Genomic DNA, 16,571 nt, shown 5'->3' on the forward strand with positions numbered 1-16,571 from the left:
CCTAGCGGCATGCCGACTGCGAAATCCGAGCGCATCGGCTGATCAATCCCAGGAAAAGCAATCATGTCAACACGGATCAGGGAAAGCCGGGGCCAGGAAATGGTCCTGACGGCGGCGGTGGCCATCGTCATCGTCCTGCTTTCGCTGCTGCCGATGCTGCGCCTGATCAAGGAAATCGTGGCACCCGGCGGCACGCTGTCGACCGTCGCGATAAAGGCGGGGCTCGCCAGTCCGGCGACCTGGATCGCCACCTGGCACACACTGGTCGTCGGTATCGGCGGCACCCTGCTTGCGGTGCTGTCGGGAACGCTGGTGGCAGTGCTCGTTACGCTGACCGATATCCGCGCTCGCAGCGCCATGGTGCTCTGTTACGTCATGCCCCTGATGATCGCGCCGCAGGTGACGGCGCTGGCCTGGCTGCAATTGTTCGGCCCGGCAAGCCCGTTCCTCAAGCTGTTCGGGGCGGCACCGCCGCTCGGGACCAGGAACCCGCTCTATTCGACATCGGGCATCATCCTGCTGCTCGGCGTGCAGTATGGCCCGCTGGTCTTCCTGCTGGTGCGCGCCGGCCTGCGCAAGCTGCCGCGCGAACTGATCGAAGCGGCGCGGGCGGGCGGTGCCGGCTGGTTCACCATGCTGGTCACCATCGTGCTGCCGTTGATGACGCCCTCGATCATGGCCGCCGCCGCACTCGCCTTCGTCTCCTGCGTCGGCAATTTCGGCATTCCGGCCTTTCTAGGCATTCCCGCCAACTATCTCGTGCTGCCGACGCTGATCTATCAGAAGCTGGCCGGCGGCGGCCCCGCCGTGCTCGGCGAAACCGCATTCCTGTCGGTGCTGATCGGTATCATCGCCATGGCGGGCATCCTTGCCCAGGAGATCATGAGCCGCCGCCGGGACTATCGCATCAGCTCCACGTCGCTGGCGGCTGAGCCATACGAACTCGGCCGATGGCGGCCGGCCGTGCAGGCCGGCATGTGGCTGCTGATCATCGTGGTGCTGTTCCTGCCGCTGTTCGGGCTGGTTCTGACATCGCTGGTGCCGGGCTACGGCATCGCGCTCACCGCCAAGACGGCAACCTTCGACAATTATCGCTTCGTGCTGTTCGAGCATGATGCCGCCAGCCGTGCCTTCTTCAACAGCTTCTGGCTGTCGATCGCGGCTGCGTTCTTCGCGGTCCTGGTCGCCGTGCCGATCGGCTATCTGATCGCCTGGGGCAAGCAGCGCTGGGTGCGGCTGCTCAATCTGTCGGTGGAACTGCCCTATGCTCTGCCCGGTGTGGTGCTGGCGATCGCCTCGCTGCTCATGTTCCTGCGGCCGATCCCGCTGACCGGCATCCAGCTCTACAACACGGTCTGGATCATCCTCTACGCCTATCTCGCCCGCTTCCTGGTGCTGGCGCTGCGGCCAACCATCAGCGGCTATCACCAGATCGACCGGGCGCTGGAGGAAGCGGCGCAAGTGGCAGGCGCCGGGCTGTTCACCCGCATGCGCACGATCATCTTTCCCTTGGTGGCACCGGCGGCGATCGCCGGTGGCCTGCTGATCTTCATGACGGCCTTAAGCGAACTTACCGTTTCGGCACTGCTGTGGTCGTCGGGCTCAGAAACGATCGGCGTGGTGATGTTCTCCTTCGAGCAGGGCGGCGATTCCAACTATGCGGCGGCGATGTCCGTCATCACCGTGGCGGTCACTTTCGTGCTAATGCTGGTGACCAATCTGCTTGCCCCCTACCTTCCGACCGGAGTGCTGCCATGGCGCGATTGAGCCTGGACAATGTGACCAAGAGCTTCGCCAATTTCGATGCCGTCAAGGACGTGTCGATCGACGTCGCCGACGGCGAGTTCCTGGCAGTGCTCGGCCCTTCCGGCTGCGGCAAGACGACGTTGCTGAGGCTCGTCGCCGGATTCGAGAAAGTGACGTCGGGCGAAATCCGCATCGGCAGCGAGGTCGTGTCGGGCAAGGGCGGCAGCGTCGCGCCGGAAAAGCGGCGCGTCGGCATCGTCTTCCAGAACTATGCGCTGTGGCCGCATATGACGGTGGCCGAGAACATCGGCTATTCGCTGAAGGTGGCGAAGCTCGACAAGGCCGTCGCCCGCCGGAAGGTTGAAGACGCACTGGCCCTTGTCAATCTGCAAGGGCTGGGCGAGCGTCGGCCGGCCAATCTTTCCGGCGGCCAGCGCCAGCGCGTGGCGCTGGCGCGCTGCCTTGTCGCCGCGCCCTCGCTAGTGCTGTTCGATGAGCCGCTCGCCAATCTCGACGTGCATCTGAGGGCATCGATGGAGGACGAGTTCGCATCCTTCCACAAGCGCACCGGCACCACTATCGTCTACATCACCCATGATCAGGCCGAGGCGATGGCATTGGCCGACCGCATCGCGGTGATGGATGGCGGGCGCCTTGCCCAGCTGGCGACGCCGCGCGAGCTCTATCATGAGCCGGCAAATGAAATGGTCGCATCCTTCATTTCGCAAGGCATTTTGCTGCCCGCCGACGTGCTGAGCGCGGAGCAGGCGGGCCACTGCAAGGTCCGGGTTCTCGGGACTGAACTGATTGTCCGCTGCCGGCCAGGCGAGCGGCCGCGCGCTGGCGCCAAGATCTGCTGCCGGTCAGCCGATCTCGACGTTTCGCCGGATGGCCCCGGCTTCGATGGCCTGGTCAAGCGGGTGATCTATCAGGGTGGCTCGGCGCGTATCGAATTCACGCCTTCGACCAGTCCCGACATCACCTTGCACTTCGAACAGCCCGACCCAGTCATGCTGGAAAGCGGGTCCCGGGCGCGTCTGCGCATAAGGTCCGGCTGGCTGATCCCGGCGGTGGGGGCGGCATCGTGATGATGCTCGACCTACTCGGCGGCTTTGGCGAAAAGGGCCGCACCAGTCTTGCTGTCAGCAGCGGCAAGGATCGCATCCTGCTCGACGTCGGCATCAAGGTCGGCGCCTCGGGGGCGGACTACTATCCGGCGCTGAACGGGTCGGCCGCCGACATCGATGCGCTGTTCGTCTCGCATGCCCATGAGGATCATGTCGGCGCGCTGAGCTGGCTGCTGTCGCGCGGCTATGCCGGCCCGATCTTCATGACGGCGGAGACCCGCAATGAGGCGCCCGCCACGCTCGCCGGCTATGCTGAGCCCGAGGATTTCAGACGGTTCCCTTTTCCCGAAGACCGCATCGAATTGTTCGAACCCGGCGATACGCTGAAGAGCGGAAATCTCACGATCCGGACGGGACGCTCCGGGCATGTGGTGGGCGGCGTCTGGTTTGCCGTGGACGATGGCGAGAGCCGCGTCGCCTATTCGGCCGATGTGGTGCCGGACAGCAATGTCTTCGTCATGGACGCGATCCCGCACTGCGACCTGCTTGTCCTCGATGCTTCCTATGGCGCCGATCCGGTGCCGGGGGCGGCGCGGGCGCTCGAAATATCGCAGTGGGTTGCGACGCATTCGGGCGGGTGTCTTTTGCCGACGCCGCTCTCGGGTCGGTCGCTGGAGCTGATCGCGGCCTTGCCGGGGCCGTTCGCCATCCATGCCGGCATGCGTTCGTCGCTGGAAGCGCAGATCGGCGCCACCGCATCCCTGTTGCCAGGTGTCTCAGAACTCTTGCTTCGCCGCCTGCAAGACGCAGCCGACTGGACCGATGCCGATCCCCTGCCGCCAATGCCGTTGCTGGCGGATGACGGTATGGGTGAGGCCGGCCCGTCGTCGCGCCTCTTGCCGCGTGCCGACCATTCCGGTTTTCCGGTGCTGCTTACCGGCCATCTGCCGTCAGGTTCGCCGGGCGATCTGTTGCACAAGGCCGGCCGGGCGGACTGGGTGCGCATGCCGACCCATCCGACGCTGTCGGGCAATGTCGACATCTGGGAGAAGGCCGGGCGTCCCGCAGCACTCGGTCATTCCTGCACGCCGGACCTTCTCGGCGATCTGCAAACCCACATCCCGTCGTTGCGCACGCAATGCCGCACCGGCCAGCGCATAGTGGTGTCGGAGGCGAAAAAACGATGAGAATTCTGATCTGCAACGACGACGGCATCGAAGCGCCGGGGCTTGCCCGTCTGGTCAATGCGGCCGGCGGGTTGAGCGACGATGTCTGGGTGGTCGCGCCCGACGGCAAGCGCACTGCTGCCGGCTCGTCATTGACGATTGCCAGGCCGTTGACCATGGGGCGCGTCAAGCCGAACTGGTACTCCTGTTCCGGCACCCCGGCCGATTGCGTGGTAAGCGCCATGACCTGGCTGTTCGCCGATTCCGACAAACCGGGCCTTGTGCTGTCGGGCGTCAACGATGGCCGCAACGTTGCCGAGGACCTTGCCTATTCCGGCACGCTCGGCATTGCGCGGGAGGCGACGTTTTGGGGCGTTCCAGCCATCGGCTTCTCACGCGTGAAAAATCCTGATTTCACCGATGGCGACGACCAATGGCTTGGCGCGCTGATCGCTTCATTGTGGCAATCGCGCGCCGACTGGGCCGCTGAGGGGCATTGGCTGAGCATCAACCTGCCGACCTTGCTGCCGGCCGAAATCCGGCAGCCGCGCATCGGCCGCGACAAGATCGCCCGCAAGGCCGAGATCGTGGAAAGCGACGGCGAACGCACGGTCATCACCGTGCCGCGCGGGCGCGCTCATGCAAGTGAGCCGGGTGACGAAAACGAGGCGATCGATGCCGGCTTTATCAGCATCAACCGGCTGAACTGGTTTGGCGAGACACGGCTGGACGAACGGTTTCTGGACAGGATCCCGCGCCAGCGGCAAACTGGCTGACCTGGGGTCTGCGCGTCGTCATCCGATCACCAACCTGTCAGCGGTTAAATCAAGCCAATCCACTACCTATGCTTGAAGCCGCCGCCATTTCATTCCACATCGGTGCGGATGAAGGGCGAAACAGGAGAACGGCGGCGGCATCTGCTGTGGGCTTTGCCCGCATCGCTGATCCTGCATGCACTCATCGCGGCGTTTCTGGTCTATGGCCTGCCGAGACCCGAGCAGCAGCCGGCTCAGCAGGAACAGCCCGTCAATGTCGCGATCGTGCCCCCGCCCGAAAAGCCCAAGCCGAAACCTGCTCCAAAGCCACCGGAGCCGACACCTGAAAAGAAGGCTGAAAAGCCGCCTGAACAAAAGCCGCCTCCGGAACCGCCGAAACCGCCAGACGACCAGGTTTTGAAGCGCGTTTTCCAGTACGGCCAGAAAGATACCGGGCCGGAGAAATCGCTCGACGGAAGCAGCGCTAAACCCAACACGCCGTCGCCGGCCAAGGATGAGGCGCCGAAGCCGCCTGTAGCACCGACACCCGCGCCGACCCAGCCCGCCCCGGCTGCAACGCCACAGCAGAAGGCAGAGCCCAGCAAGTCTGACGAGAAGCCAGCCACCGTTGCGCCGGACGAAAAGCCCGCGCAAAGCGAGGAGAAGCAGGCGACCGAGGACACCGACAAACAGCAGCCGGACAAACAGGAACCCGCACCGCAACCCGACGAAAAGCAAGCCGTCGTGACGCCAAAGCCATTGACGGCTGAGACCGGTGACAAGCCGGCGCCTCCAGCCTCGACCGAAAAGGCAAAGCCCAAAGCCAAACCTGCCAAGACAATGACGTTCAAACCCGCAAAAGCTTTCAAAGCGCCGAGCGGGAATGCTGGAAGGTCAAATCCCACCAACAACGCCCTTGCGGGATCACCGATCTATTCCGGCCTTCCTGGCGTCAGAAAGCTTTACTCGCAAGGGGCAACCGGCAATGCGTTCGCTACAAGCTCCATGGAGAATGTGCCGCGCGGTCAGCGCGTGGCCACCCTTTGCGGCAACGTTCTGAGCCGGGAATTGCAAACTGCCGACTATACGGTCAAATGGGTGCCAACCATCACGCTGGACAAAGGCAATGTTCTCAATCCTCCGCAGGCCGCCTTCAGCACCAGAAACGCCTGGTATAACCTAAATTTCCGATGCGAAGTCGACGCCGATGCGACCAAGGTCCTGTCCTTCAACTTCCGTGTGGGCTCATTGGTGCCGCCTGGCGAATGGGCCAGCCGTGGATTCACAAAGTATCGCCTAAACTAGGCCGGCACACCAAACCTAGCCAATTGCCGGCTAACTTCTTGCCAGTCGGCGCAGACGAAATCGGCACCGGCAGCTGTCAGCCGCGCGGCGTGCTCGGCATAGGTATGGCCGCCGCCGGTGTAGCCGATCGCCGTCATGCCGGCGGCGACAGCGCCCTGGATGCCGAAGGGCGAGTCCTCGATGACGATGCAGTCAACGGGATTGGCGCCGATCTTGTCCGCCGCGAAGAGGAAGATGTCCGGCGCGGGCTTGCCGTTCTTGACCATCGAGGAGCTGTAGATCGCGTCGCCGAAGAAACGCGCCAGCCCGGTCACGGCAAGGCTGTGGTTTATGCGCTCGACGGAGGAGGACGAGGCGACACAGCGGTCGCCCGCAAGCGTCGCGAGAAACGCAGTGATTCCCGGTGTCGGCTTCAATTCCTGCGAGAACAGCACCTTGGTCTCGGCCCAGATGTCGCCGTCCGCCGCCGCCGGAAATTGGTGCCCGGTCAATTCCTTGATCCTGGCGATGATATCGGACTGCTTCATGCCGACGCATTGGGCGATGATGCTGGTGTTGACACCGGGCATGCCGTGCTTTTCGTAGACGCGCTCATAGGCGCGGGCGGCCAGCGGCTCGCTGTCGACAAGAACGCCGTCGCAATCGAAAATAATAGGCCTTGGTCGCGCCACGCGTTTCCCTCTCGAGTCAATTTTCGCACATCGCTATCGGCAAAAAGTCAAATGTTCAATAGCGCGTGCGTTTTGGGGGCGCGAAGAGCGGGCTCAAAGCTGGCGCAACGCATCGCTCGCACGGGAAGACCCGAGCGCCCGTTGCATGGCTTGCCGGGACTGCGCGCGATCTGGGGTGATCCAGTTCGGTTCGGCGCCGAGAAAGCGGTCGAGGAAAGCCACCGCATAGGCCGGCATCTCGGTCACATTCTCGCGATAGGACCACCATGTGCGCAAATCGTCGGCGCATTTGTCGATGCCGGGTGCCGTGCCGAATTCCTGCTCGTGGATCGCCGAAATCACCGAGACGCAGTAGTTGGTGTAGAGGAAACCCTCCGGCCAGAAGCGGACGATTTCCAGCGTGCCGGCGTTCGTTTCCGTCTCGATCAGTTGGGTGAGGCCGGATATTTCTTTTGCCGGCGCCTGTTTTATCAACTCGCGCAGCACGAGGCCGGCGGCAAAGACGATGAAGTCGGCGCGGTCGATCGCGGCGAAGCGCTTCTGCGCTTCCATGATCTCGACCCAGTCGAGAAAGGCTCTGGTGAGCTTGGCCTCGTCGATCTCGAAGCGCACGCCGAACGTGTCCGAGACCACCTTGGCGCTGCCGCGAAAGGTGGCGCGGAACCAGCGCAGCTGCCGCAGCCGATGGCGAAGATCCGGCATCAAGGCCAGCTCGTCCCTGAAGGGCAGCTCCATGTTCCTCGTATCCTGTTTCCCGGTCAGCCTAGCACAACAGCGCCACGGCCGAAATCGGTCAGCGCCCTTGTAGATGACCGCAGCCGAGGCCAATATCATACATATTGACATTCTCGGAAACAAATGTTCTCACTTTGCTGTTGTCACGCGCCGGTCCAAGGTGCGGTTCAACTGAGGCTTCGGGAGGAGAACCGAATGGCGATTTGGCAGTGGGGACTGCTTCTGCTGGTTATCGTGTGGGCGCTGCAGTCGCTCGGCGTCTGGCTGCAGATGCGGCACTATTCGGATGTCTTCAGGGGCGTCACCGACCAGTACAAGGATGGCTTCGTCGGAGCCGGCAATTTTCGCGGCCGGTTGGCCAAGGGCACCATCGCGCTCGTCGTGGTGACGCCTGATCTGGTCGTGCGCCGCCTGATGGTGATGAGCGGCCGTTCCGTCTTCACCAAATTCAAAAGACATGAAGAATTCGAGGGTGTTCCCCTCGATAAACTCCGGTCCAACCCTGCAATCATGGGGGAGGGGGAACCCGGTGTGGCCGAGGCCGTGAAACGGGCGATCGAGCAGATCGACAAGACACGGTCGGAGCCGGGGAAGAAGCCGGGCCTGTCCGGCTTGAACATAGCAAGGGCTTAGGGCCGCAGGATTTCGGGCTCTAAATCAAAGGGATAGAGGACGCCGCGCACCGACTGGGATCAACCGGCGGGTGGCATAAGGAGGAGAAATGTCTGTATTTTCGTTGTTGGCGCAGCATGCCGACATGGCCGTGCACAATCTGCATGTCGCAGGTGCCATGGTCTCGGATGCCGCATTGCATGGCAAGCTCGCAGTCGAGCATGCCTCCGACCATCTCGTTGTCCTCGCACAAGCGGACAGCGGACCGATCACCGTCGATCAGTTCAAGGAAAAGCTGAAGGACGTCCAGCAGGAAGAGCAGCTCGGCTGGCTGACCGCCATCGGCAAGTACTTCATCGGCATCTTCCAGAAGGGCGGCGAGGTCTTCGCCGGCTTCGTCACCGGCATCATCCCGACGCTGGTGGTGCTGATGACGGCCTTCTACGCCGTCACCGAACTGGTCGGCGAAGAGCGCGTGCATGGCCTGGCGCGCGGCGCCGGCCGGATCGCGCTGACGCGCTACACGCTGTTGCCGCTGCTGGCGGTGTTCTTCCTCACCAATCCGATGGCCTATACGTTCGGATCGTTCCTGGAAGAAAAGCACAAGCCGGCCTTCTATGACGCGGCCGTGTCCTATGTGCACCCGCCGCTCGGCCTGTTCCCGCACATCAATCCCGGCGAGTATTTCGTCTGGGGCGGCATTCTCGTTGCGCTGCTGGAGCTGGAAAAGAAGGGCGTCGTCGTTGCCGGTTACCACGTCAAGGTGGCGATCTGGTACGCAATCGTCGGTCTCGTCGTCATCCTGCTCAAGGGCATGCTGACCGAACGCATCACCGCCATCATGGCACGCCGCCAGGGCGTCGAGCTGTAAGGGCGGGGAGGACATCATGGCCAAGACATATAAAGCCGTACGCATCTCCCGGGGCAAGACCGGTTGGGGTGGCCCGCTCGTGATCGAGCCGACCGAACAGCGCAGCAAGGTTGTTTCCGTCACCGGTGGTGGCATCCACCCGGTGGCACAGCTTATTGCCGACATGACCGGTGGCGAAGCCGTCGACGGCTTCAGGGCGCCGCCGATCGAAAGCGAGATGGCGGTGGTGGTCGTCGATTGCGGCGGCACCGCACGATGCGGCGTCTATCCGCGCAAGCGCATCCCGACCGTCAATCTGACGCCGGTCGGTCAATCGGGGCCGCTGGCCCAGTTCATCACCGAGGACATCTACGTTTCGGGCGTGAAGCCGGCCAACATCACAATGGCGGACGGATCCGAAACGGTCACGACTGCAGGGGGAGCAGCAGCGATGAGTTCAAGCAACAATGCGGCCGCGGCACCACAGCCGCTGCCGAGCGAGGGTGGGCTGATCGGCCTCATCAGCACGATCGGCCGGGTCATGGGACGTATCGTCGGCATCTTCTTCAATGCCGGCCGCCGCACCATCGACCAGGTCATCCGCAACGTGCTGCCGTTCATGGCCTTCGTGACCATGCTCATCGGTCTGATCCTGTATACCGGCATCGGCGATGTGCTGGCGCAGCCGATGGGTCCGCTGGCCAACAACATCGTCGGCCTGCTGATCATCTCGGCGATCTGCGGCCTGCCGTTCCTGTCGCCCATTCTCGGGCCAGGCGCTGTCATCGCGCAGGTCATCGGCGTCGCCATCATCGGCCCGCAGATCGCCAACGGCACGATTTCGCCGGCAATGGCACTGCCGGCGCTGTTTGCCTACAATACCCAGGTGGGCTGCGACTTCGTCCCCGTCGGCCTGGCGCTCGGTGAGGCCAAGCCGAAGACGATCGAAATCGGCGTTCCGGCGGTGCTCATCAGCCGCCAGATCATGGGGCCGGTCTCGGTGCTGATCGCCTGGGTCGTCAGCCTGATCGTGTTCTAAGGCAACTCTGGGAAAAGCGCATAATGCTTTCCCTTGGAAATTGCGTCAAAACAAAGAGTTAGAGCGGTTCACCGCTCTAGGGAAAGTTGAGAAAATGAGGTTCGCCATATGACGGTTCTGTTGAGAACACGGGTCACTGCCATCGGCCCCGAAGTGGCGGACCTTGCCGAAGGGGGCGTGGTCATCCTGTTTGCGGATGGCTCGCCGCCGGAGCTTGCCGAGGTTTCGGTGCTCCACAAGGCGGAGCAGGGACCAAGTGACGGAGCGCCCGCCAAGGGCGCTTCGATCACCCTCGGCCCGGTTGTCGCTGTTATCACAGCGGTCGGCTCCAGCGCGTGGAGCAAGGTGCTGGAAATGGGCCATGTCGTCATCTCGTTCAACGGCGCTACCGAGGCCGAGAGGCCGGGCGAGATCTGTGCGTCGCAAGTCGACCCGCAAGCGCTGGTGGCCGCCCTGAAGACCGGCGCAATCATCACCATCGCCGCCTGACAGCATTCGCGCCGTGGCCTATGTTGGGAGCGGCGCCCAAAACCAGAGTATTGCCATGGAACGCTCGACCATCGTCAGAGTGCATGAAGGTTTGCACGCCCGTCCCGCGACGCGGTTCGTGAAGCTCGCCAAGGGCTTCGAATCCGACGTCGAACTGGTCAAGGACGGCAAGGCGGTCAGCGCCAAGAGTTCGGTCAAGCTGATGCTGCTGGCGGTCAAGGAGAACCAGGAAGTCACGGTGCGGGCGAATGGCGCCGATGCCATCGAGGCACTCGAGGCGCTGATCGGCTATCTCGAGAATCCGCGGGCCGGCCTCGATGATGAAGCGGAGGCGCAGAGCCCGGCGAACGATGCCGGGCAGGAAGCGGCACCCGCGCCCGGATCCGTGCCGGCGGCACCTGACGGGGCAAACCGCCTGCGTGGCGTGGCCGCCAGCGAAGGTTTCGCCATCGGCCCGGCCTTTGCGCATTTTCCACCCGATATCGCCGGACAGGGCCGCGTGTTGCGGGCCGAGGAGATAGAAGGCGAGATCGACAGGTTCCGCACGGCCGTCGGCGCGGTCCAGGCCCGTATGGATAATGCGTTGGCGCAGGACAGCCTGTCGGCTGGAGACCGCGGCATCGTCGCCGCGCTCAGGGATATCGCCGCCGACGATAGCCTGACTGGTGAGGCCGAGGGCCTGATCAAGGGCGGCAATGACGCGGTCTCCGCCGTCATCACCGCTGCCTCCACCATTGCCGCCGAATTCAGCGCGGTCGACGATCACTATCTCAACGCGCGGGCGGATGACGTTCATGCGGTCGGGCGGCAGATCTGCCTCGTGTTGCTGGGCCAAGACGATGTCAGCCTCGAAAACATACCCGAAGGGGCTATCCTGATTGCCGATGACATCGGCGCCTGGGATCTGGCACGCGCGCCGCTGAAGCGTATCGGCGGCGTGGTGTGCGGCCATGGCGGCGCCACCTCGCACATCGCCATCATCGCGCGCTCGCACGGCATTCCGGCAGTGCTCGGCCTCGGCGGCCAGGTCAATGCCTTGCGCACCGCGCGAGACGTCGCGCTCGACGGCAATGCCGGCCATGTGATCATCGACCCCGACGAGGCGACCCGTGCCGATTTCGCCGGCCGCGTCGAAGCGGCGGCAAAGGAGCGCGCCGGCCTGACCATCTTCAAGACGGTGACGCCGAAGCTCGCCGACGGCAGGATCATCGAGGTCGCGGCCAATATCGGCTCACTCGAGGAAATCGAAGCGGCGCAAGAGGCTGGTGCCATGGGCATCGGCCTGTTCCGCACCGAGCTTTTGTTCATGCGCCATATGCATCTGCCCTCGGAAGACATGCAGGCCGAGACCTATGCGGCGCTGGCCAAGGCTTTTGCGCCTTATCCGGTCATTGTACGCACGCTCGACATCGGCGGTGACAAGCCGATTGCCGGCATCGAATTTCCCGACGAGGAAAACCCCTTCCTCGGCTGGCGCGGCATCCGCATGTGTCTCGACCGGCCCGACATCTTCAAGCGCCAACTGCGGGCGCTGCTGCGCGCAGCCGTGCACGGCAACATCAAGGTGATGCTGCCGATGGTGTCCGACCTCTCGGAGGTCAGGCAGACGCGCGTGCTGGTTGACGAATGCACGGCCGAGCTGAAAGCCGAAGGCGTGCCGCATGCGACCTTCGATCTCGGCGTAATGATCGAAACCCCGGCCGCCGTGCTGATCGCCCCGACGCTGGCCAAGGAGGTCGCTTTCTTCTCGATCGGCACCAACGATCTGACCCAGTACATCATGGCCGCGGACCGGCTCAATCCGACCGTCGCCAAGCTCAACGATGTCACCAATCCAGCCGTCATGTCGGCGATCGAAATGACGGCAAAAGCCGGCGTCGCCGCCGGTATCATGGTCGGCATGTGCGGTGAGGCGGCCGGCCGTCCGGATCTCATTGCGACATTTGTGAAGATGGGGCTGACCGAACTCTCGATGAGCCCGGCTTCCATCCAGCGCGCCAAGAAAGCGATCATGGCCATGGCCGCTGAAGGCTAGCCCAGGCCGGCCAACTACGGCAGATGGGCAAGCAAGGTGGCGAACACCGGTGTCAGTTCAGCGATCGGGTTTGCCTTGGCGCAGGCCTGAACGATGCGGTCGTGGCGAATATCCGCCGCCAGTATCGCGATCTCCAGCATATCCGGCTCCGGCGCGCCGTCCCTGCCGGCGGTCGCCAGGCCGCAGGCCAAAGCGAGCGGTGCCAGGCAGCTTACGTCAAGCGCGCTGCTGCCCACCACCGCCGGCGTTTCGGACATCGTTTCGGCAAAGCGGACCGGACGCTGGCCGAGGCACTCGACCAGCAGCGCCGAACAGGTGGCCGCGATTGCCTGCAGTCCGGCACCTGGCGCGGCCAACGCGGCCAGCAGATCGCCATGCCGCTTGCGCATCGTGGCATGGACGGCCGCGAAATCGGCTTCGTGGATGCGGGCATTGTCGATGTTCAGGCCGGCAAGAACCGCCTTGGTCAGATAATACATATCGCGCCGGAACAGGCGTTCGGCGTCCAGTTGGCGATCCTCGTTGCCGACCGGGAAATAGGTGCCGAGGCCCTTCACCGTCGTGCCGTCCACCTTGATCGGGCGCTCATGCGGGACGAAAGCTTCAGCGATCGACAGCGCTTCGTCGACGGCACTCGCGGCATGGCTGAGCAGGCCTTCGATGCCCTTGCCTGGAAACGGCGGCAGATGGCTGGTTGCTTCGCGCAGGATGCTGGCATCGCCGCTGCCGTCATGGCGGCTCTGGCGGATGATTTCGCGGACTTCCCGCAGCCGGTCCTTCAGATTGACGCGGACATCTTCGGAGATTTGTCGGAGCATCGCGGATCGCCTTGAAATTTGCTGCGGATAGCCGCCAACCGGGGCAGCCGCCACTCTCTACATTGTTCCTATCGATTGGTAGATCAATAGGCGATACTAGACCAGCATGCAGAATCGGCGGCAGCGCGCTCGTCCGTCGCCGCAGGGGGAGAGACAGACTTGGGCAGACGACGACAGGGCGAAAGCGAAGACGGTCGAGGCGAGGCAACCGAGCAGGTCGCCAGCGAAAGCCGGACGGATCGCCTCAGGATTCGCGCCGCCTGGATGTATTTCGTCGAACAGATGACGCAGAACGAGATCGCCGACGTGCTCGGCGTCGGTCGCGTCACCATCGTGCGCATGCTGGCGGATGCCCGGGCGCGCAACGAAGTGAAGATCACCATCGAGAGCGAATTGTCGGAAATCGTGCGGCTTGAGCGCGCGCTGGAGAAGACGTTCGGGCTGCAGCAGGCGCTGGTGGCGCCGCTTTCGGCACCCGATGCCGATCCGATACCAGCGATCAGCGCCAAGACCGGCAGTTTCCTGTCGGACACGATGAAGTCCGGGATGCGGGTCGGCGTCGGCTGGGGGCAGACGCTGTTCTCGAGCCTGCCCTTCATCAGCGCCAAGTCGCTCACCGATTTCAAGGTGATTTCGCTGCTTGGCGGTGTCGGCGTCGTGCGCCGGGTCAACCCAGCCGAGTTCGCCTGGCGCTTCGCTCAGATATTCCAGGGCGACGGCTATCTGATGCCGACACCAGCCGTCGTCGACAGCGTCGAGACCAAGATCGCACTGATCGAGCGCTGCGGCCTGCAGGAGATTTTCGAGATGGCCGACGTGCTCGATGCCGTTCTGCTGAGCGTCGGCGGGATCGCCTCGGCCACCACCTTCTCTCGTGGCGGCTTCCTCAAGGAGGCGGATCGGGAGGCCCTGCTTGCGCGTGGCGCCGTGGGTGACCTCCTGTTCCATTTCTTCGACCGCAACGGCGATCTGGTCGACCATCCCGTCAACAGCCACGTGATGTCGGTGGATGTCGACCGTCTGCGCAAGGCACCGATCCGTATCCTCACTTCCGGTGGCGAGGAGAAAACCGAAGCGCTGCTCGGCGCCATGACCCTCATTGCCCCAACCATCCTGATCACCGACGAGGAGAGCGCGCGGCGCATGCTGGAAGCGGTCAGCGGAAGCTGAAGCTGTCCGTGATGTAGTCCGGCCAGGCCTGCTGTTCGTCGAAAACAGCGGCGAGATCCGGTGTGTCCGCCAGTATTCCGCTCAGCACCAGCGCGGTGGCGATGCCGGTGCTGTTTCCGCCCGATATATCGTGTTCGACGCTGTCGCCGACACAGACCACGGTGCCACGGTCCGGCTCGCCGGCCAGCGCCAGCGCGGCGTCGAAAATCGCCTTGTCGGGCTTGCCGATTCGGGTAACGCTGCCGCCCAGGCTTTCATAGAGATCGGCCAGACGGCCGGCGCCGAAGCGAGGGCCAACGGCCGTCAGCATGATGATGTCGGGATTGGTGCAGAAACACGGCACCCGCCGCTCTGCGGCCGGCGCGAACAGCCTGCGATAATGGTCGAGGTCAAAGCGGTCACCCTCGCTGGCCGCGATCAGCACCAGTTCGGCCTCATCGCCGGACCCGGTCAGCACAAAAGGCAGGCCCTCGATCGCGGAGCGGTCAGCTTCACGGCTGATCAGCAGGCATTTTGTCCCTGGGCGCAGCTTCCCCGACGTCGCCATCTCCCTAAAGGATCGCCACGCCACCTCGCCGGAAGAAACGAAATGATCCCAGCTTCCCGCTTCGAAGCCGAGTTTTATGAGCCGGCTTTCATTGGGTCGTGCCCGCCTGCCGGAGTTCGAAACCAGCACCACGGTCTTGCCGGCGCGCTTCAGCGCCGACAGCGCTGCCACCGCGCCCGGATAGGGCCGTGTGCCGTCATGCAGCACGCCGAACTGGTCGAGCAGGAACACGTCGTAGCGCTCCGCCAGCGGCCCGATGCCGTCGAGACGTTCGATCGTTTTCGCGCTCATAGGAGTCCTGCCCGGCTTGCACCCATCAGCGCCAGCCGCGCCGTGCCGGCGGCGGCCTCGTCGGAAAGCGCGGGCAGGAAATCGACGCCGAGCCTGCGCCGCCGGATTGCCGTCCAGGCTGGGTTCGCCGCCCCGCCTCCGACGCTCCTGACCGATATCAGCGCGGGCGCGCCGAGTTCGGCAAGCCTGTCATAGCCGAGCGCTTCGATCGCGGCGATGCCTTCGAACATCGCTTTCAGATAATCGGCGTCGTCCGCCGGCCGGGGTGCAAGGCGAGGCGGCAGCGCCGGATCGGCGATCGGAAATCGTTCGCCCGTGGCGGGAAGCGGATAGTAATCGAGGCCGGTGTCGGTCTCCGGGTCGATTTTTGCGCTGAGTTCGATGATACGGGCGAGCGGAAAATGCTGAGCCAGCACCTTGCCGCCGGAATTCGACGCACCGCCTGCCAGCCAGGCGTTGCCGAGCCGGTGGCTGTAGATGCCGAAGCGCGGCGCCGAAATCGGCCGGTCGGACAGGATCTTGATGGTCAGCGAGGATCCCAGCGCGGTGACGCCGTCGCCGATCGCGGCAGCACCGGTCGCCAGGAACGAGGCGCAGCCATCCGTGGTTCCGGCGACGACGGCCACATCGCGCGGCAAGCCGAACAGTTCCCCGGCTTCCGCGGTGAGGGCGCCGGTGACTTCGCCCGGCTCGACCACGCGCGGCAGCAACTCCACGCGCATTCCGGTCGCGGCGATCCATTCCGGCCAGCGGCGGGCCTCGACATCATAGCCTGTCTTCAGGGCATTGTTCTCGTCGCTGACGTCGAAGCGGCCGGAGAAGTTTCCGGCAATCCAGTCGGCCTGATGCAGCACCGCCGCAATGCCCGGCAGATGCTGGAAGCGCAGGGCCTTGGCGAGGCCGGATGTCGCTCCGTGCGCTGCACTTGCAGCCGGCGCGGTGCGGTCGATCGCGGCCAGAATGTCGTCGTCATCGACCTTGTCGTTGTACATCAGCGGTTCGGCCAGCGGCCGCCCGGCGACGTCGACCGGCAGCAGCGTGCCGGAGGTGCCGTCGATGGCGATGGCGCGGACCGCCGTGCGGTCGATGCCGGAAAGCAGGTCCGTCAGCACCGCCTTGACCGCTTGCCACCATGCCGTGGGGGCTCGGTCATCGCGGCCAAACCTGTCGAGTGGAACGGCCGAATGCCCGGCTATGGAAAAATCCGGGCGCATGGCGACGGCGCGCGCACCTGATGTGCCTAGGTCGATGCCGATGACAAGTGGCATCATGTCC

The 16,571-nt window shown here is 64.1% G+C and carries 16 protein-coding genes; 11 read left to right on the forward strand and 5 right to left on the reverse strand.

Annotated elements, in window-relative coordinates:
* The first annotated feature begins 63 nt into the window (after positions 1-63).
* From X735_RS152565 to X735_RS152545, 5 genes are all read left to right on the forward strand, one after another.
* Positions 64-1,767 carry an iron ABC transporter permease gene (locus X735_RS152565; protein ID WP_023811034.1) on the forward strand — a complete coding sequence of 568 codons (1,704 nt, stop codon included), beginning with the start codon at positions 64-66 and terminating at the stop codon, positions 1,765-1,767.
* Positions 1,755-2,834: an ABC transporter ATP-binding protein gene (locus X735_RS152560; RefSeq protein WP_023811035.1), complete on the forward strand. Its 1,080-nt coding sequence runs from the start codon at positions 1,755-1,757 to the stop codon at positions 2,832-2,834. Before X735_RS152565 ends, X735_RS152560 begins: the two co-directional genes overlap by 13 nt.
* Positions 2,834-4,000, forward strand: coding sequence for an MBL fold metallo-hydrolase (locus X735_RS152555; protein WP_023811036.1), 1,167 nt, complete (start codon positions 2,834-2,836; stop codon positions 3,998-4,000). Before X735_RS152560 ends, X735_RS152555 begins: the two co-directional genes overlap by 1 nt.
* Positions 3,997-4,755, forward strand: coding sequence for a 5'/3'-nucleotidase SurE (locus X735_RS152550; protein ID WP_023811037.1), 759 nt, complete (start codon positions 3,997-3,999; stop codon positions 4,753-4,755). Before X735_RS152555 ends, X735_RS152550 begins: the two co-directional genes overlap by 4 nt.
* A gap of 108 nt (positions 4,756-4,863) precedes the next feature.
* Entirely contained in the window at positions 4,864-6,039 is a 1,176-nt protein-coding gene (locus tag X735_RS152545; RefSeq protein WP_023811038.1) for a DUF930 domain-containing protein, read from the forward strand.
* Here X735_RS152545 and X735_RS152540 read toward each other — a convergent pair.
* Both X735_RS152540 and X735_RS152535 read right to left on the reverse strand, forming a co-directional pair.
* Positions 6,036-6,710: an HAD family phosphatase gene (locus X735_RS152540; protein ID WP_023811039.1), complete on the reverse strand. Its 675-nt coding sequence runs from the start codon at positions 6,708-6,710 to the stop codon at positions 6,036-6,038. The genes X735_RS152545 and X735_RS152540 overlap by 4 nt on opposite strands.
* 93 nt (positions 6,711-6,803) lie before the next feature.
* A complete protein-coding gene (locus X735_RS152535) occupies positions 6,804-7,445 on the reverse strand; it encodes a hypothetical protein (RefSeq protein ID WP_023811040.1) in 642 nt (213 codons plus the stop codon).
* A 195-nt stretch (positions 7,446-7,640) separates the two neighbouring features.
* On the opposite strand from X735_RS152535, the gene X735_RS152530 reads away from it, so the two are divergent.
* The 5 genes from X735_RS152530 to ptsP all read left to right on the forward strand — a co-directional run bounded on the left by X735_RS152530 (position 7,641) and on the right by ptsP (position 12,470).
* Entirely contained in the window at positions 7,641-8,078 is a 438-nt protein-coding gene (locus tag X735_RS152530) for a transcriptional regulator GutM (RefSeq protein ID WP_023811041.1), read from the forward strand.
* A gap of 88 nt (positions 8,079-8,166) precedes the next feature.
* Positions 8,167-8,928 (forward strand): PTS glucitol/sorbitol transporter subunit IIC, encoded by a 762-nt coding sequence (locus X735_RS152525; protein ID WP_013529328.1) that lies wholly within the window; start codon positions 8,167-8,169, stop codon positions 8,926-8,928.
* Between the two features lie 16 nt (positions 8,929-8,944).
* On the forward strand, positions 8,945-9,946 hold the full coding sequence (locus X735_RS152520; protein WP_023811043.1) for a PTS glucitol/sorbitol transporter subunit IIB: 1,002 nt from the start codon (positions 8,945-8,947) through the stop codon (positions 9,944-9,946).
* Positions 9,947-10,054: 108 nt separating this feature from the next.
* Positions 10,055-10,435, forward strand: coding sequence for a PTS glucitol/sorbitol transporter subunit IIA (locus X735_RS152515; protein ID WP_023811044.1), 381 nt, complete (start codon positions 10,055-10,057; stop codon positions 10,433-10,435).
* Positions 10,436-10,490: 55 nt separating this feature from the next.
* Positions 10,491-12,470, forward strand: a complete 1,980-nt coding sequence (ptsP, locus tag X735_RS152510) for a phosphoenolpyruvate--protein phosphotransferase (RefSeq protein ID WP_023811045.1) — start codon at positions 10,491-10,493, stop codon at positions 12,468-12,470.
* A 14-nt stretch (positions 12,471-12,484) separates the two neighbouring features.
* Here ptsP and X735_RS152505 read toward each other — a convergent pair whose 3' ends face one another.
* On the reverse strand, positions 12,485-13,288 hold the full coding sequence (locus X735_RS152505) for a hypothetical protein (protein ID WP_023811046.1): 804 nt from the start codon (positions 13,286-13,288) through the stop codon (positions 12,485-12,487).
* Between the two features lie 159 nt (positions 13,289-13,447).
* On the opposite strand from X735_RS152505, the gene X735_RS152500 reads away from it, so the two are divergent.
* Entirely contained in the window at positions 13,448-14,458 is a 1,011-nt protein-coding gene (locus X735_RS152500) for a sugar-binding transcriptional regulator (RefSeq protein ID WP_023811047.1), read from the forward strand.
* On the opposite strand, the gene X735_RS152495 is transcribed toward X735_RS152500, so the two are convergent.
* Positions 14,445-15,296: a TIGR01459 family HAD-type hydrolase gene (locus X735_RS152495; protein WP_023811048.1), complete on the reverse strand. Its 852-nt coding sequence runs from the start codon at positions 15,294-15,296 to the stop codon at positions 14,445-14,447. The two genes, X735_RS152500 and X735_RS152495, sit on opposite strands and share 14 nt — an antisense overlap.
* Positions 15,293-16,567, reverse strand: coding sequence for an FGGY-family carbohydrate kinase (locus X735_RS152490; protein ID WP_031213187.1), 1,275 nt, complete (start codon positions 16,565-16,567; stop codon positions 15,293-15,295). The genes X735_RS152495 and X735_RS152490 overlap by 4 nt, the downstream gene beginning before the upstream one ends.
* Positions 16,568-16,571: the final 4 nt, after the last annotated feature.

Source organism: Mesorhizobium sp. L2C084A000, from assembly GCF_000502875.1.
In the GTDB taxonomy this organism is placed as follows: Bacteria; Pseudomonadota; Alphaproteobacteria; order Rhizobiales; family Rhizobiaceae; genus Mesorhizobium.

Excerpts from the sequence above, each read along its gene's own strand:
- X735_RS152565 (WP_023811034.1), top strand. The coding sequence starts at position 64 with ATGTCAACACGGATCAGGGAAAGCCGGGGCCAGGAAATGGTCCTGACG.
- X735_RS152560 (WP_023811035.1), top strand. The coding sequence starts at position 1,755 with ATGGCGCGATTGAGCCTGGACAATGTGACCAAGAGCTTCGCCAATTTC.
- X735_RS152555 (WP_023811036.1), top strand. The coding sequence starts at position 2,834 with ATGATGCTCGACCTACTCGGCGGCTTTGGCGAAAAGGGCCGCACCAGT.
- X735_RS152550 (WP_023811037.1), top strand. The coding sequence starts at position 3,997 with ATGAGAATTCTGATCTGCAACGACGACGGCATCGAAGCGCCGGGGCTT.
- X735_RS152545 (WP_023811038.1), top strand. The coding sequence starts at position 4,864 with ATGAAGGGCGAAACAGGAGAACGGCGGCGGCATCTGCTGTGGGCTTTG.
- X735_RS152535 (WP_023811040.1), bottom strand. The coding sequence starts at position 7,445 with ATGGAGCTGCCCTTCAGGGACGAGCTGGCCTTGATGCCGGATCTTCGC.
- X735_RS152530 (WP_023811041.1), top strand. The coding sequence starts at position 7,641 with ATGGCGATTTGGCAGTGGGGACTGCTTCTGCTGGTTATCGTGTGGGCG.
- X735_RS152525 (WP_013529328.1), top strand. The coding sequence starts at position 8,167 with ATGTCTGTATTTTCGTTGTTGGCGCAGCATGCCGACATGGCCGTGCAC.
- X735_RS152520 (WP_023811043.1), top strand. The coding sequence starts at position 8,945 with ATGGCCAAGACATATAAAGCCGTACGCATCTCCCGGGGCAAGACCGGT.
- X735_RS152515 (WP_023811044.1), top strand. The coding sequence starts at position 10,055 with ATGACGGTTCTGTTGAGAACACGGGTCACTGCCATCGGCCCCGAAGTG.
- ptsP (WP_023811045.1), top strand. The coding sequence starts at position 10,491 with ATGGAACGCTCGACCATCGTCAGAGTGCATGAAGGTTTGCACGCCCGT.
- X735_RS152505 (WP_023811046.1), bottom strand. The coding sequence starts at position 13,288 with ATGCTCCGACAAATCTCCGAAGATGTCCGCGTCAATCTGAAGGACCGG.
- X735_RS152495 (WP_023811048.1), bottom strand. The coding sequence starts at position 15,296 with ATGAGCGCGAAAACGATCGAACGTCTCGACGGCATCGGGCCGCTGGCG.
- X735_RS152490 (WP_031213187.1), bottom strand. The coding sequence starts at position 16,567 with ATGATGCCACTTGTCATCGGCATCGACCTAGGCACATCAGGTGCGCGC.